General features: G+C 71.3%; 13 protein-coding genes and 1 pseudogene. 10 read left to right on the forward strand and 4 right to left on the reverse strand.

The window, feature by feature from the left end:
• Window positions 1-93: 93 nt before the first annotated feature.
• Both ACFV2S_RS20260 and ACFV2S_RS20265 read left to right on the forward strand, forming a co-directional pair.
• Window positions 94-783 (forward strand): response regulator, encoded by a 690-nt coding sequence (locus ACFV2S_RS20260; protein ID WP_385560955.1) that lies wholly within the window; start codon window positions 94-96, stop codon window positions 781-783.
• A gap of 22 nt (window positions 784-805) precedes the next feature.
• Window positions 806-3349: an ATP-binding protein gene (locus ACFV2S_RS20265; protein WP_385560673.1), complete on the forward strand. Its 2544-nt coding sequence runs from the start codon at window positions 806-808 to the stop codon at window positions 3347-3349.
• A gap of 153 nt (window positions 3350-3502) precedes the next feature.
• On the opposite strand, the gene ACFV2S_RS20270 is transcribed toward ACFV2S_RS20265, so the two are convergent.
• On the reverse strand, window positions 3503-4171 hold the full coding sequence (locus tag ACFV2S_RS20270) for a DUF4097 family beta strand repeat-containing protein (RefSeq protein WP_385560676.1): 669 nt from the start codon (window positions 4169-4171) through the stop codon (window positions 3503-3505).
• Between the two features lie 381 nt (window positions 4172-4552).
• Window positions 4553-4861 carry a MerR family DNA-binding transcriptional regulator gene (locus tag ACFV2S_RS20275; RefSeq protein ID WP_385560679.1) on the reverse strand — a complete coding sequence of 103 codons (309 nt, stop codon included), beginning with the start codon at window positions 4859-4861 and terminating at the stop codon, window positions 4553-4555.
• Here ACFV2S_RS20275 and ACFV2S_RS20280 point away from each other — a divergent pair.
• The 3 genes and pseudogenes from ACFV2S_RS20280 to ACFV2S_RS20290 form a co-directional block, all read left to right on the forward strand.
• Window positions 4814-5122, forward strand: a complete 309-nt coding sequence (locus tag ACFV2S_RS20280) for a hypothetical protein (protein ID WP_385560957.1) — start codon at window positions 4814-4816, stop codon at window positions 5120-5122. The genes ACFV2S_RS20275 and ACFV2S_RS20280 overlap by 48 nt on opposite strands.
• Before the next feature lie 153 nt (window positions 5123-5275).
• On the forward strand, window positions 5276-5431 hold the full coding sequence (locus tag ACFV2S_RS20285; protein WP_385560682.1) for a hypothetical protein: 156 nt from the start codon (window positions 5276-5278) through the stop codon (window positions 5429-5431).
• A gap of 52 nt (window positions 5432-5483) precedes the next feature.
• Window positions 5484-5564 (forward strand): annotated as a pseudogene (locus tag ACFV2S_RS20290) (hypothetical protein); the annotation flags it as partial.
• Between the two features lie 42 nt (window positions 5565-5606).
• Here the strand turns inward: ACFV2S_RS20290 and ACFV2S_RS20295 are convergent.
• Window positions 5607-6182 (reverse strand): TIGR03086 family metal-binding protein, encoded by a 576-nt coding sequence (locus tag ACFV2S_RS20295; RefSeq protein ID WP_385560685.1) that lies wholly within the window; start codon window positions 6180-6182, stop codon window positions 5607-5609.
• Between the two features lie 1035 nt (window positions 6183-7217).
• On the opposite strand from ACFV2S_RS20295, the gene ACFV2S_RS20300 reads away from it, so the two are divergent.
• From ACFV2S_RS20300 to ACFV2S_RS20315, 4 genes are all read left to right on the forward strand, one after another.
• Complete coding sequence (locus tag ACFV2S_RS20300) at window positions 7218-7562, forward strand: GNAT family N-acetyltransferase (RefSeq protein ID WP_385560688.1); 345 nt, start codon at window positions 7218-7220, stop codon at window positions 7560-7562.
• Between the two features lie 320 nt (window positions 7563-7882).
• Entirely contained in the window at window positions 7883-9295 is a 1413-nt protein-coding gene (locus tag ACFV2S_RS20305) for a family 2B encapsulin nanocompartment shell protein (protein WP_385560691.1), read from the forward strand.
• Between the two features lie 119 nt (window positions 9296-9414).
• Window positions 9415-10773, forward strand: coding sequence for a family 2 encapsulin nanocompartment cargo protein terpene cyclase (locus tag ACFV2S_RS20310; protein ID WP_385560695.1), 1359 nt, complete (start codon window positions 9415-9417; stop codon window positions 10771-10773).
• A 15-nt stretch (window positions 10774-10788) separates the two neighbouring features.
• Window positions 10789-11673, forward strand: coding sequence for a geranyl diphosphate 2-C-methyltransferase (locus tag ACFV2S_RS20315; RefSeq protein WP_385560698.1), 885 nt, complete (start codon window positions 10789-10791; stop codon window positions 11671-11673).
• A gap of 57 nt (window positions 11674-11730) precedes the next feature.
• On the opposite strand, the gene ACFV2S_RS20320 is transcribed toward ACFV2S_RS20315, so the two are convergent.
• On the reverse strand, window positions 11731-13227 hold the full coding sequence (locus ACFV2S_RS20320) for an MFS transporter (protein ID WP_385560700.1): 1497 nt from the start codon (window positions 13225-13227) through the stop codon (window positions 11731-11733).
• A gap of 155 nt (window positions 13228-13382) precedes the next feature.
• On the opposite strand from ACFV2S_RS20320, the gene ACFV2S_RS20325 reads away from it, so the two are divergent.
• The gene (locus ACFV2S_RS20325) at window positions 13383-13823 is read left to right on the forward strand and encodes a MarR family winged helix-turn-helix transcriptional regulator (protein ID WP_385560703.1); all 441 of its coding nucleotides are present in this window, start codon (window positions 13383-13385) and stop codon (window positions 13821-13823) included.
• Window positions 13824-13887: the final 64 nt, after the last annotated feature.

Genomic DNA, 13887 nt, shown 5'->3' on the forward strand with positions numbered 1-13887 from the left:
GGCCCGGGAACGTCCCGGGCCCGCCGGCTCCCGCAGCGCGACGGACGACACGAACCGCACGAACTGCTCGCACAAGAGGAAGGCAGCACGCCGATGACGCGGGTGCTGGTGGTCGAGGACGACGCACAGCTCGCACGAGCGCTGGTGATCAACCTTCAGGCGCGCCGATACGTGGTGGACGCGGCGCCGGACGGCGCCACGGCGCTCTCCCTCGCCGCATCCGAACCGCCGGACGTGCTGATCGTCGACCTGGGCCTGCCGGACATGGACGGCATCGACGTCATCCAGGCGTTGCGGCGCTGGAGCCGTTCGCCCGTACTCGTCCTCTCCGCGCGCAGCGGATCCGAGGACAAGATCAGGGCCCTCGACGCCGGTGCGGACGACTACATGACCAAGCCGTTCAGCATGGACGAGCTCCTGGCCAGGCTGAGGGCCGCCACCCGTCGAGCGGCCGAGGCGCCGCCGCTCGAACCGGTCGCGGGGGGTCAGGTCAGCACGGACGACTTCACCGTCGACCTCGTGGCGAAGAAGGTGAAGCGGGTGGACCGGGACGTACGGCTCACCCCGACCGAATGGCACCTGCTGGAAATACTGATCTGCAACCCGGGGCGACTGATCAGCCAGCGCAGGCTGCTCCAGGAGGTCTGGGGCCCGAGCTACAGCACCAAGACCAACTACCTACGGGTCTACATGGCCCAGCTGCGACGCAAACTGGAAGCGGACCCGTCGCATCCCCGCTATCTGATCACCGAACCCGGTATGGGCTACCGGTTCGAACCGTAGAGCCGGAGGAGAGACGCGGAACATGGGACGCGGAAAGCTGCGTATCTACCTGGGAGCGGCGCCGGGCGTCGGCAAGACGTACTCCATGCTCTCCGAGGGGCACCGGCGCGTCGAGCGCGGCACGGACTGCGTCGTGGCCTTCGTGGAACACCACAACCGGCCCCGGACCGAGGTCATGCTGCACGGCCTGGAGATGATCCCGCGCCGGACGATCGAGTACCGGGGGACGTCCTTCACGGAGATGGACGTGGATGCCGTCCTGGCCCGGCGGCCCGCCGTCGCGCTCGTCGACGAGCTGCCGCACACGAACGTCCCGGGCTCGCGGAACGCCAAGCGCTGGCAGGACGTCGAGGAGCTGCTCGCGGCCGGCATCGACGTCGTGTCGACGGTCAACATCCAGCACCTGGAGTCCCTCGGCGACGTCGTCGAGGCCATCACGGGCATCCGGCAGAAGGAGACCGTCCCCGACGAGGTCGTCCGGCGCGCCGACCAGATCGAACTGGTCGACATGTCACCCCAGGCGCTGCGCCGCCGCATGGCCCACGGCAACATCTACAAGCCGGACAAGGTCGACGCCGCCCTGTCCAACTACTTCCGCCCCGGCAACCTCACCGCCCTGCGCGAACTGGCCCTGCTGTGGACGGCCGACCGGGTCGACGAATACCTCCAGGAGTACCGCACCGAGCACCGCGTCTCGAAGATCTGGGGGTCGCGGGAGCGGATCGTCGTCGGTCTCACCGGCGGCCCGGAGGGCCGGGCACTGATACGGCGCGCCGTGCGGCTCGCGGAGAAGGGCGCCGGGGGCGAGGTGCTCGCCGTGTACATCTCGCGCAGCGACGGCCTGACCTCGGCCTCCCCGAAGGAACTGGCCGTCCAGCGCACTCTCGTCGAGGACCTGGGCGGCACCTTCCACCACGTCGTCGGCGACGACATCCCCAACGGGCTCCTCGATTTCGCGCGCGGGGTCAACGCCACCCAGATCGTGCTCGGCGTGAGCCGACGCCGCTCCTGGCAGTATGTCTTCGGCCCCGGCGTCAGCGCGACCGTCGCCCGGGAGTCCGGCCCCGACCTCGACGTCCACATCGTCACGCACGACGAGGCCGCCAAGGGCCGCCGGCTGCCCGTGACCGGGGGCGCCCGGCTCGGCCGCTCCCGGACCATCTGGGGCTGGCTCGTGGGCCTCGGAGGACCTGCCCTCCTCACCCTGCTGCTCAGCACCGCCACCCCCGACGTGGGGCTGGCCAACGACGTCCTGCTCTACCTCACGCTCACCGTCGCGGCCGCGCTGCTCGGCGGGCTCAAGCCGGCCCTGGCCTCCGCCGCCTTCGGGTCGCTGCTCCTGAACTGGTTCTTCACCCCGCCGATACACCAGCTCACCATCGCCGACCCGCGCAACATCGTCGCCCTGGCGATCTTCGTGGGAGTCGCGATCTCGGTTGCCTCGGTCGTGGACCTGGCCGCGCGCCGGACGCACCAGGCAGCCCGGCTGCGCGCTGAGTCGGAGACCCTGTCCTTCCTCGCCGGGAGTGTCCTGCGGGGGGAGACGACGCTCGAAGCGCTCCTCGAACGGGTCCGGGAGACCTTCTCGATGGAGTCGGTCGCGCTCCTCGAACGTCCTGACGAGACGGAGCCGTGGTCCTGCGTCGCCGTCGTCGGCCGGCGCCCCTGCGACCGTCCGGAGGACGCGGACGTGGACATGCCGGTGGGCGACCACCTGGCCCTGGCCCTGACGGGCCGGGTGCTGCCCGCGGAGGACCGGCGGGTGCTCGGGGCCTTTGCCGCCCAGGCCGCGGTCGTCCTCGACCGGCAGCGGCTCGTCGGCGAGGCGGAGGAGGCCCGCAAGCTGGCCGAGGGCAACAAGATCCGTACGTCGCTCCTCGCGGCCGTCAGCCACGACCTGCGGACGCCGCTGGCCGGCATCAAGGCGTCGGTCACCTCCCTGCGGTCCGACGACGTGGAGTGGTCGGAGGACGACCGCGCCGAACTCCTCGAAGGCATCGAGGACGGCGCCGACCGCCTCGACCATCTGGTCGGGAACCTGCTCGACATGTCCCGGCTGGACACCGGCACCGTCACCGCCGTCGTCCGGGAGACGGACCTCGACGAGGTCGTCCCCATGGCACTGCTCGGAGTCCCCGAGGACAGCGTCGAGCTCGACATCCCCGAGACGCTCCCGATGGTTGCCGTCGACCGCGGCCTCCTGGAACGGGCCGTCGCCAACATCGTCGAGAACGCGGTCAAGTACAGCCCGCCCGGACAGCGCGTCCTCGTCGCGGCGAGCGCACTGGCCGACCGCGTGGAACTCCGGGTGGTCGACCGCGGCCCCGGTGTCCCGGACGAGGCCAAGGACCGCATCTTCGGCGCCTTCCAGCGCTACGGCGACGCCCCGCGCGGCGAGGGGGTCGGCCTCGGCCTGGCGGTGGCGCGGGGCTTCGTGGAGGCGATGGGCGGCACGCTGACGGCCGAGGACACCCCGGGCGGCGGGCTGACCATGACGGTCACCCTGCGGATGGCCATCGGTGCCCTTCCCCCGGTCCCGGACCTGGCGGCCGAGGCGACCACCTGAGGCCGGGGGCCGACGAGGACGGGGACGCGGACGAGGGCGGCGCACACCGACGTGGTGTCGGGTGCGCCGCCCTCGGACGGGACGGGGCTACGGGCGTCCGCCCGTGTCTTCATGTTCCGGGTCACTTGGGGCTGCGTGCCGGTCCGGGGTGGGTCAGAGGGTGCGGGCGGTGATGTCGCCGTAGGAGGTGGTGGCGCGGATGGTGAGGGCGGGAGTTCCGTCGTTCTTGAGGGTGTTGGTGACGCGGCCGTAGGCGGTGCCGGCGTCGAGGGTGGCGGAGACGCCGGTGGCGGCGCCGACGGTGATGTCGCCCTTCTGGGTGGTGAGGGCGAGCGTGCCGCGGGTGGCCTCGGTGATGCGGATGTCGCCGCGGGCGGCGGTGATGTCGGCGGAGCCGGTCAGGCGGCCGACCTGGACGTCGCCGTCGGTGGCGGTCAGGGTCAGGTCCGCGGCCTCGTCGATGACGATCTCTCCGTAGGCGCCCTGGAAGGTGAGGTCGCCGAGGCGTCCGGTGGTGCGGAGTTCGGTGGCGGCGGCCTGGGCCTCGACGCGGGAGCCGGCCGGCAGCTGGACGGTCACCTCGATGGAGCCGAGGCCGTTGCCGAGAACGCCGTTCTTCTTCTTGGGGACCTCGATGCGCAGGACGCCGTCGGCGTAGGCGACTTCGGTCTGCTCGGCGGTGTTGACGTCGCGGCTCTTGGAGGGGTCGGCGGGCTGGACGTCGACGGTGGTGTCGGTGCGGTCGGAGGCGATGAGGCGGATGCGGCCGGCGGGGACGGTGAGGGTGGTGACGATCGCGGCGGCGGTGGCGAACTTCTGCACGGTGCTTCTCCCTGGTCGTGGCGGGCGGTGGTCCGCCGCGCTCTTTCCGATGAGGGAAAAGCTACGTTGCGTTCGAAGGTCCGGCAAGCACTTCATTGCGTGAAAACCCTATATTCGCAGGTTACTTACGGGATTTCATTGCAATGGTTCTGAATCTAACGCAACAGCAGCCCGACAGTGCGTTGCAATGGATTGCGGGTGAACGCCATGGCGAGGCTGCACCGGACCCGGTGAGGTAGGAGCGCCGAAGCGGCCCTGGCCGTCCCGCCGCTGCCGCCCGACTACCTACCGTTGAGCGCTCCGGCAGAGCGCGTGAGGATGGTGCAGATGTCGCCATCCGTGCAGGTGTCCGGGTCGGTCGTGGCGGCCCGGCGGGCCGGCTCACGCAGTGCGCCGCGGGCCTCGCGCAGCTCGGTCAGGCGTCGTTCGATGTCGGCCAGGTGCTGAGAGCCGGCTGACGGCGTGCTCCGGGTAGTCCCGGTAGCCGCCGGGCGTACGCGGCGGTGCGGGAAGCAGGCCCGCCTGTTCGCAGAAGCGGATCGTCCTGGTCGACAGCGCCGACGTCGAGGCGAGCTCTCCGATGCGCATACGCCCAGCGTACGGCTTGACCTTCCAGCGCACTGGAAGGTCTACGGTCGTCCCATGAGCGCCCCGAGGATCACCGTGCTGACCGTGCCCGGCTGCCCCCATGCCCCGCTCGTACGCGATCGGATCACCGTTGCGCTGGCCGGCCGGGTGGCGGAGGTGGAGCTGGTCGAGGTGCGAGAGGCGGCGGAGGCCGCCCGGTGGGGGATGGCCGGCTCGCCGACCGTTCTCGTCGACGGGGTCGATCCGTTCGGCGTACCGGGTGAGCCGACCAGCGTCTCCTGCCGCCTGTACCGGGACGAGGCGGGTGCGGTGGACGGGGCGCCGAGCGTCGAGGCGCTGCGACGGGTGCTCGCCGGGGCGTAGGACCGCTGTGAGGACGCCGTCCTGGATGCGATCGGGCGGGCCGGACGGGGCAGGCGCGCCCCCGCCGAACGGGGGCTGCGTGCCGTCCAGCAAGCCGTGCTCCGGTACTTCGCCGCCACCGGCTCCGCCCCGACTGCGGCCGATCTTGAAAGCGTGGCGGCCGATGCGGGGCGTACGGCCTCGGACGTCCTCGCCGAACTGGACGCCGAGGACTTCATCTCCCTCGACGCCGGAGGTGGTGTCCGGGCCGCGTATCCCTTCTCCGCGACGGAGACACGGCACGTGGTCCGCCTGAGAGCGAGGCTCTGAACTCTTCGCCGACCGCTCCACCGCTGAGGAGTGGGCGCGTCGCCACCCCGAATGTCCCGGCCGGATCATCAGTCAGGACGAGGCCCTCGTCATCGGGGCTCGGACCTTCGGGCCGCTGCTCGCCGACGACTGAACGAGCGCCGCGGGTACTGGAGCGGATGCGGGCGGGGGAGGATCAGGCGCGGGGATCCCGGCCTGTCGCGGCGAGCAGGTGCTGGAACGCGGAGGCGTCCGTGGGCGGCACGACGGCCTCGCCGAAGACGTTCATCCGGCGCCCCATCGGCGCCATCTCCGCGCACACCTTCGCCAGTTCCGCCACGACCGCAGGTGCCGGCTCGAAGGGTGCCCCGGTCGCACGGGCCAGGTCCCAGGCGTGCACCGTCAGGTCGAGCAGCACCATCGATCCGACGGTACGGGCGGGCATGTCCATGAGGCCCGTGGTGCCGTCCTCCGCTCCGGGTGCCGACCAGGCCGTGACCAGCTTCCGCGTCTCGGCCTCGAACCGGGCGCGCCAGTCTGCCTCCGCGACGTAGTCAGGGGTGGTGGAGAAGTCGGCGGGCTGCTTGGCGGCGAGGGCTTGGAAGTTCACGACGACGTGGAACAGGTGGTTCAGCAGGGCGCGCACGTCGTACTCGTCGCAAGGAGTGGCTGCGGAGAAGAGCTCCTCGTCGACACCGCACACCACGGGGACGGCGCGGGTGGCGGCGGAGTCCAGAAGGACATCGATGCGGATCGATTCGTCGTACGTCATGGGGTGATGCTGCGGCAGACCGGCCCCGCCCGTCTTGAAGAAACGCGCCGAGGCGTCGTGGCGGGGACCGGCTCGGCGGCGGACCCGAACGCGTTGGCCGGACCATGCACATCCATGGGCGCCGTGGCGGGTTCCTGTCGCAGGGCCATCAAGACGTCGTCAGGATGGAGCTGCAGACCGTCCCTGCGCTGTCCGCACCTCCTAGCCTGTGGGCCGTGGGCATGTCTCGCCGCCGGCACATCCGGCCGTCCGTCCTGGCAGCGGCCAGCCTCGTCGGGGCCGGCCGAGGCGAGCTGAACCGATCCGGGGTTCTGCCGCCCTTCGTCCGTGACGCCCCGGACAGGGCGCGTCCGGTCGGCACCAGGTCCCGCGACGACGTCCGCCGGGACTGCGAGGCCGCGCGATGAGCCGCGACGCCGAAGGAACCGGCTCGATCTACCGCACCGCGGCCGGACGGGAGCGCATCCGCCGATGGTGCCTGGCACAGCTGGACGCCTGGCCGGTGGCGCACGGGCGGATGACGGTCCAAGCCGCGCTTACGAGGCCGTCGCCGCCGTAGACGATCCAGTGCTCCTCCGTGGAGTGAGGGGTGCCGACGGTGATCGTGGTGGGCCGAAGCCGTTCGCCGACCGCGCCGTCGTACTCGGCGATCCTCCAACGGGAGGGGGGGAGGGAAGTTCGGATCCGCACATCAGGGCGGGTTGGCGGCCGCGCGCCCGGCGGGGGTTTCGACGACCGCCTCGGCAGCCACCGCCGCCGACGCTCGCGTCGTCTCAGCCCCCTCTCCAGGAGCGTGCCCGTCGGGTGCCAATATCCTTGGTCGGGGGATCGCCGGATGACTGCATCCCTCACACGCAGGTCGGAAGGCTGGGGGAACCACGAGGGGGAGCAGGCCTCCGACCGCTTCGGAGAGGTCGACGGCTACCCCCGCCCCCGCCCTCCCCAACGCCCGGATCGCACCCCGCGAGAACCCGACGCGCAGCTGACGGCCGACGCGATCCCCACCCGAACCCCCTCACGCGAAAGGCACTCCCCATGACCGAGCAGACCTCCGCCGCCCCCGTCGTCCGACGGGTCGATTCCCGGCACCGCTACGAGATCCTCGTCGACGGCGCACGCGCGGGCCTGACGGCCTACCGCGACCGTGACGACCGGCGCGTCTTCTTCCACACCGAGGTCGACGAGGCCTACGCGGGCCAGGGCCTGGCCGCGATCCTCGTCGAGCAGGCGCTCACCGACGTCCGCGCCTCCGGCCTGCGCATCGTCCCCGTCTGCCCCTACGTGGCGAAGTTCCTGAAGAAGCACGAGGAGTTCGCCGACATCACCGACCCCGTGACCCCCGAGGTCTTGGAGTGGCTGGACGGGCAGCTGAAGCGCTGACGCGCGCGACCGGTCCCCGGTCGGTCCCCGTGCACCGGGGTCGGCCGGGCGACCGGACCGGCGATCCCCGCGCGCGTCGTCGGCCGCCTTCGATCGGTTGGCCGGAACCACACTGATCGCAGGGATAAACATGGTTTCGAGCAAGATCACTGCATGGAGGTAATGCCCTCGGACTCCTTGAGCGAGGCGGGCTCGGCGGCCGTTAGTGTTCCCCGAGATCTGGACCGATTCTCAGATCTTCGCCCCCCTTTATCTTCTTTCACCGGATTTCGCCGCATCCGCGCGCCGAGCTCCGGCCCCCGCGAAGGAGAGCTCGCTCGATGACCGTTGACGACCGCCCGGACGTGACGTCGGCACCGCCCCGGCAGTCAAGCCTCAGCACCGCGGCCGCCCGTAACCTGGCCACCACGACCAAGTCCGCCCCGCAGATGCAGGAGATCAGCTCCCGCTGGCTGCTGAGGATGCTCCCCTGGGTGGAGACCAAGGGCGGCGCCTACCGGGTGAACCGTCGGCTGAGCTACACCGTCGGCGACGGACGCATCGAGTTCGTCCAGGACGGCGCCCGCGTCCGCGTCATCCCCCGCGAGCTCGGCGAACTGGCCCTGCTGCGCGGCTTCGAGGACGACGGCGTGCTCGACGCGCTCGCCGACCGCTGCGTCCAGCGCGACTTCCGGGCCGGCGAGGTGCTCGTCCAGCGCGGCGGCCCCGCCGAGCAGATCCACATGATCGCCCACGGCCGCGTCAGCCAGACCTCCGTCGGCAAGTACGGCGACGCGGTGACCGTCGCCACCCTCGCCGACGGCGACCGCTTCGGGGAGAACGCCCTCCTCGACGGCGACGCCGGCTGGGACTACACCGCGACCGCCGAGACGGCGGGCACCCTGCTCACCCTCTCCCGCGCCGACTTCGCGCACATCCTCTCCTCGGCGCCGAGCCTGCGGGCACACATCCAGGAGTTCAGCTCGCTGCCCCACCAGCGGCAGAACAAGCACGGCGAGGCCGAGATCGCCATGTCGGCCGGCCACAAGGGCGAGGCCGACATCCCCGGCGCCTTCGTCGACTACGAACTCAAGCCGCGCGAGTACGAACTCTCCGTCGCCCAGACCGTCCTCAAGGTCCACACCCGGGTCGCCGACCTCTACAACGGGCCGATGAACCAGACGGAGGAGCAGCTCAGGCTCACCATCGAGGCGCTGCGGGAGCGCCAGGAGCACGAGCTCATCAACAACCCGGAGTTCGGGCTGCTCCCCAACGCGGACTTCAAGCAGCGGATCCAGCCGCACTCCGGCCCGCCCACGCCGGACGACCTCGACGAGCTGCTCTGCCGCCGCCGCGGCACCAAGCTCTTCCTCGCCCACCCCCGGGCGATCGCCGCCATCGGGCGCGAGTGGAACAGGGCCGGTCTCTACCCGGACACCGTGGAGCTCGACGGGCACCGGGTCCCGGCCTGGCGCGGGGTCCCGATCCTGCCCTGCAACAAGATCCCCATCAGCAAGGAGAACACCAGCTCGATCCTCGCCATGCGTCTCGGCGAGGACAACCAGGGCGTCATCGGTCTGCGCCAGACCGGTCTGCCCGAGGAGTACGAGCCGGGCCTCTCGGTGCGCTTCATGGGCATCGGCGAGCAGGCGATCATGTCGTACCTCGTGACGACGTACTACTCCGCGGCCGTCCTGGTCCCGAACGCGCTCGGCGTCCTGGAGAACGTGCAGATCGCGCGCCGGCGCGACTAGGCCGTCTCTTTCGGATCAGGTCCCTTCCTCCCCGCAGGCCACCACCACCCGGACCCTCCGGGCCGGGCCGGCATGCCCGGAATCCGGGACGGCCCACCCCTCTCTCCAAGGAGTCACGGATGCCCGATCCCGGGCTTTCCCCTCTGCAGTCCAGCCTGCCCGGCGCCGCGGCCTCGTTCACCGCCCGTGTCCTCGCCGACGCGGCGGCCCACGGCATCGCCGTGCCCCAGGGCCTCGCCGAAGCGCTGACCGTTCCCGCCGAAGTGCGGACCGTCCCCGCCGCGGCCGGTCCGGACGTCGCCGACGTCCCCGCCGGGCTCACGAGCGAGGTTCCCACCGGGCTCCCCGCGGCCGGGACCTCGGGCGTGGCCGCGCCGCCACGGCCCGATCCGGGGTGGGTGCCGCGCGGCCCCAGCGGCCTCGGCACGGCGGGCCTGTCCCTGGCCCCCCGCGCGGAACCCCCGGCACTCCCGGCGGAGCCGCTCACCGCTCCGGCGGACGCCCTGATCATCCCGGGCCTCTACTGGCACCCGGTGCCCGAGCCCGACCCGGTGCGGGTGGAGGAGGTCAGCCTCCGCGTCAAGTCCTGGGCGCTCGACGAGATCCAGCTCTACCCCGACGACTGGGAGGGCGACTTCGACGGGTTCCACACCGGGCGCTACATGGTGGCCTGCCACCCGGACGCCCCGACCGTCGACCACCTCATGGTCGCCGCCCGGCTGATGGTCGCCGAGAACGCGGTCGACGACTGCTACTGCGAGGACCTCGGCGGCTCGCCGGTCGGTCTGGGCGGACGGCTCCTCCTCGCGCACACCGCCCTCGACCCGCTGCACTCGACGGCCGAGTACCAGCCGGCGTGGGCCGAGTCGCTCCACGCGGACGCGCCCCGGCGCGCCTACCGCTCGGCCATGGAGTACTTCGTCCGCCAGGCGACGCCCTCCCAGGCCGACCGGTTCCGGCACGACATGGCCCGGCTGCACCTGGGCTACCTCGCCGAGGCCGCGTGGGACGAGACGAACCACGTGCCGGAGGTCTGGGAGTACCTCGCGATGCGGCAGTTCAACAACTTCCGTCCCTGTCCCACCATCACCGACACCGTCGGCGGCTACGAACTCCCCGCCGACCTGCACGCCCAGCCCGCCATGCAGCGGGTCCTGGCGCTGGCGGGCAACGCCAGCACCATCGTCAACGACCTGTACTCGTACACCAAGGAACTGGCCAGCCCCGGCCGGCACATGAACCTGCCGGTGGTCCTGGCCGACCGGGAGTCCCTCTCGGAGAAGGACGCGTACCTGAAGGCGGTCGAGGTCCACAACGACCTCATGCGCGACTTCGAGGCCGCGTCCGCCGAACTGGCCGCCGCCTGCCCCGTCCCGAGCGTGGTCCGCTTCCTGAAGGGAGTGGCCGTGTGGGTCGACGGCAACCACTACTGGCACCAGACGAACACGTACCGCTACAGCCTGCCCGATTTCTGGTAAGAACGGATTCATTCAGTGACCAACACCGAGCTCCCCACCGTCAACGGCACCACCGCGTTCGTCCCCGCCCCGGCGACGCCGTACCAGGGAGACATCGCCCGCTACTGGAACACCGAGGCCAGGCCCGTGAACCTGCGCCTGGGTGACGTCGACGGGCTGTACCACCACCACTACGGCATCGGCGCCGTGGACCACGCCGCCCTCGGGGACGTCGAGGACAGCGAGTACGAGAAGAAGCTGATCGCCGAGCTGCACCGGCTGGAGTCGGCGCAGGCCGAGGTCCTCCTGGACCACCTCGGTGCCATCGGCGCCGAGGACACCCTCGTCGACGCGGGCTGCGGCCGCGGCGGTTCGAGCGTCATGGCCCACCAGCGCTTCGGCTGCAAGGTCGAGGGCGTCACCCTGTCGTCCACGCAGGCCGAGTTCGGCAACCGGCGGGCCAGGGAGCTGGGCATCGGCGACCGCGTCCACGCCCAGGTGTGCAACATGCTCGACACGCCCTTCGAGAAGGGCAGCGTCGCCGGTTCGTGGAACAACGAGTCGAGCATGTACGTCGACCTGGACGACCTGTTCGCCGAGCACTCCCGGTTCCTGAAGGTCGGCGGCCGCTACGTCACCATCACCGGCTGCTGGAACCCGAAGTACGGCCAGCCCTCGAAGTGGGTCTCCCAGATCAACGCGCACTTCGAGTGCAACATCCACTCCCGTCGCGAGTACCTGCGCGCGATGGCCGACAACCGGCTCGTCCCGCAGGCCGTCGTCGACCTGACGCCGGACACCCTGCCCTACTGGGAGCTGCGCGCCACGTCGTCGCTGGTCACCGGCATCGAGGAGGCGTTCATCGAGTCGTACAAGGACGGCTCCTTCCAGTACGTCCTGATCGCGGCCGACCGCGTCTGACGTACCACCCGTGCCACGGTGGGACGGGCCCGTCGTCCGACGGGCCCGTCCCTCGTGTCATGCGGCCGGCACCTTCGCCGCCTCGGGGACCTCGGTGGCCGACGGGCCGGTCCGCTCGGTGCGGGGCGCCTGGCCGTGCCGGAGGCCGAGCCGGGCGATGACCGCGACCAGGGCGAAGGCGGCGGCACCGATCCAGAAGGTGAGGGTGAAGCCGGACTCGGCCGGCAGGGCGGGCACGCCCGCCGGCAGGTGCTCGATGGTCTGCGAGGCCAGGATCGTGGTGACCACGGCGCTGCCGATCGCGCTGCCGGTGGAGCGGGAGATGGAGTTGATGCCGTTCGCGATGCCGCTCTGGTGGTGCGGGACGCTCGCCATGATGACGGCGGGCATGGCCGCGTACCCGAAGCTGACCGCCGCGCCGACGATCACGCCCGCGCCGATCACCGACAGGGTGTGGCCGTGGTCGAGGGCGAGCCAGCCGAAGCCGACGGCGCCGAGGGCGGCGGCCAGGGTGAGCGCGGTGCGGGGGCCGCGGTGCCGGACGAGTCGGCCGCCGATCGGCGAGGCGAGCAGGGAGACGATCGCGCCGGGCAGCAGGAACTCGACGGAGGCGCGCAGGATCGAGGCGCCGAAGCCGTAGCCGGTGAGGGCTTCGGGCATCTGGACGAGGTACGAGACGCCCAGGAAGTTCGCGAACATGCCGAAGCCCACGAGGATGCCGGCCAGGTTGGCCATCAGTACCGGACGGTGCACGAACATCCGCATGTCGACGAGGGGTTCGCGGACCTTGAGCTCGGTGAGGACCCAGACGACGGTCATGACGGCCGCCGCGGCGAAGCTGCCCAGGGTGCGGCCGGAGGTCCAGCCCCACTCGTGGCCCTGCGAGATCGGCAGCAGGAGCAGCAGCAGGGTCGCGCCGAGGGTGAGCGCGCCGAGGAAGTCGGTGCGGCCGCCGGTCTTGTGGCGGGTCGCGGGGACCAGGAACACGACCGCGAGCAGGGCGATCGCGGCGAAGCCCGTGGCCATCCAGAAGGCGCTGCGGTAGTCGGCGTCGGAGCCCGAGGTGAGCAGGCCGGTGGCGACGAGCGCGAGACCGCTGCCGAAGGCGAGGGTGCCGCTGACGAGGGACATCGCGCCGGGCAGCTTCTGCGGGCGGACCTCCTCGCGCAGGACGGACAGCGCCAGCGGGAAGATCGCGGTGGCGGCGCCCTGGAGGACGCGGCCGAGGATCAGCAGGGGGAGCGAGGTCGCCAGCGCGGCGACGACGGAGCCGGCGACCATGACGCCGAGGACGGCGACCAGGGTGGGCTTCTTGCCGTGCTGGTCGCCGAAGCGGCCGAGCAGCGGGGTGAAGACGGCGGCGGAGAGCAGGGTGGCCGTGGTCACCCAGCTGACGTTCGCGGCCGAGGTGCCCAGGTCGGCGCGGATGAGGCCGAGGATCGGGACCGGCAGGGTCTGCATCATCGACACGACCATGGCGGCGAGGCTCAGCGCGAAGACGACGAGCGTCTCGCGCCGGGGATCGGCGGCGGGCGGGGTGGTCTCGTGACTCATGTGTGGGGGCCTTCTCGGAGCTTCAGATCGTCGATGTTTGATGTCATCAAGTAATACGACGAAGGTAGGCCCCGATGCTTGAGGAGGTCAAGTAAATGTTTGAGGTCGTTAAGTAAACAATTGATAATGTCAAGGATCCTGAGTAGGCTCGCACCATGAGCGCGACGACCCCCGAGACGCCCACCAAGCTCCAGCTGCTTGAGCTCCTCGCCGCCATCGGCACGGCCCAGTGGCGCGACTTCGCCGCGGCCGCCGCCCACCACGGCCTGACGTCCACGCAGGCCAAGGTCCTCGCCCAGCTCAACGGCCCGCTGCCGATGCGCGCCCTCGCGACCCTGCTGGTCTGCGACGCGTCGAACGTCACCGGGATCATCGACCGTCTGGAGGGGCGCGGCCTGGTGCGCCGCGAGCCCGACGCCTCCGACCGGCGCGTCAAGAACGTCGTGGCGACCGACGAGGGCCGGGACGTCATCCGGCGGGTCCGCGAGGAGATGCAGGCGACGCACGGCGCCCTGGACACCCTCGGAGCGGAGGACAGCGCCACCCTCTACGCCCTGCTCGCGCGCCTGCGCCCGGGCATGGAGAAGGACGCCTGACCCCCGGGCGCGGTGAGCGAGGCCCGACTCCCGGGCGCGGTGAGCGACGCCCGACTCCCGGGCG

The organism is Streptomyces sp. NPDC059695 (genome assembly GCF_042733785.1).
Lineage (GTDB): Bacteria > Actinomycetota > Actinomycetes > Streptomycetales > Streptomycetaceae > Streptomyces.

Bases quoted from the DNA above. Each gene is read 5' to 3' on its own strand.
- ACFV2S_RS20305 (WP_385560691.1), top strand. From the start codon at position 7,883: ATGACCGTTGACGACCGCCCGGACGTGACGTCGGCACCGCCCCGGCAG.
- ACFV2S_RS20325 (WP_385560703.1), top strand. From the start codon at position 13,383: ATGAGCGCGACGACCCCCGAGACGCCCACCAAGCTCCAGCTGCTTGAG.
- ACFV2S_RS20295 (WP_385560685.1), bottom strand. From the start codon at position 6,182: ATGACGTACGACGAATCGATCCGCATCGATGTCCTTCTGGACTCCGCC.
- ACFV2S_RS20320 (WP_385560700.1), bottom strand. From the start codon at position 13,227: ATGAGTCACGAGACCACCCCGCCCGCCGCCGATCCCCGGCGCGAGACG.
- ACFV2S_RS20310 (WP_385560695.1), top strand. From the start codon at position 9,415: ATGCCCGATCCCGGGCTTTCCCCTCTGCAGTCCAGCCTGCCCGGCGCC.
- ACFV2S_RS20275 (WP_385560679.1), bottom strand. From the start codon at position 4,861: ATGGGGGCAGCCGGGCACGGTCAGCACGGTGATCCTCGGGGCGCTCAT.
- ACFV2S_RS20260 (WP_385560955.1), top strand. From the start codon at position 94: ATGACGCGGGTGCTGGTGGTCGAGGACGACGCACAGCTCGCACGAGCG.
- ACFV2S_RS20265 (WP_385560673.1), top strand. From the start codon at position 806: ATGGGACGCGGAAAGCTGCGTATCTACCTGGGAGCGGCGCCGGGCGTC.
- ACFV2S_RS20280 (WP_385560957.1), top strand. From the start codon at position 4,814: ATGAGCGCCCCGAGGATCACCGTGCTGACCGTGCCCGGCTGCCCCCAT.
- ACFV2S_RS20300 (WP_385560688.1), top strand. From the start codon at position 7,218: ATGACCGAGCAGACCTCCGCCGCCCCCGTCGTCCGACGGGTCGATTCC.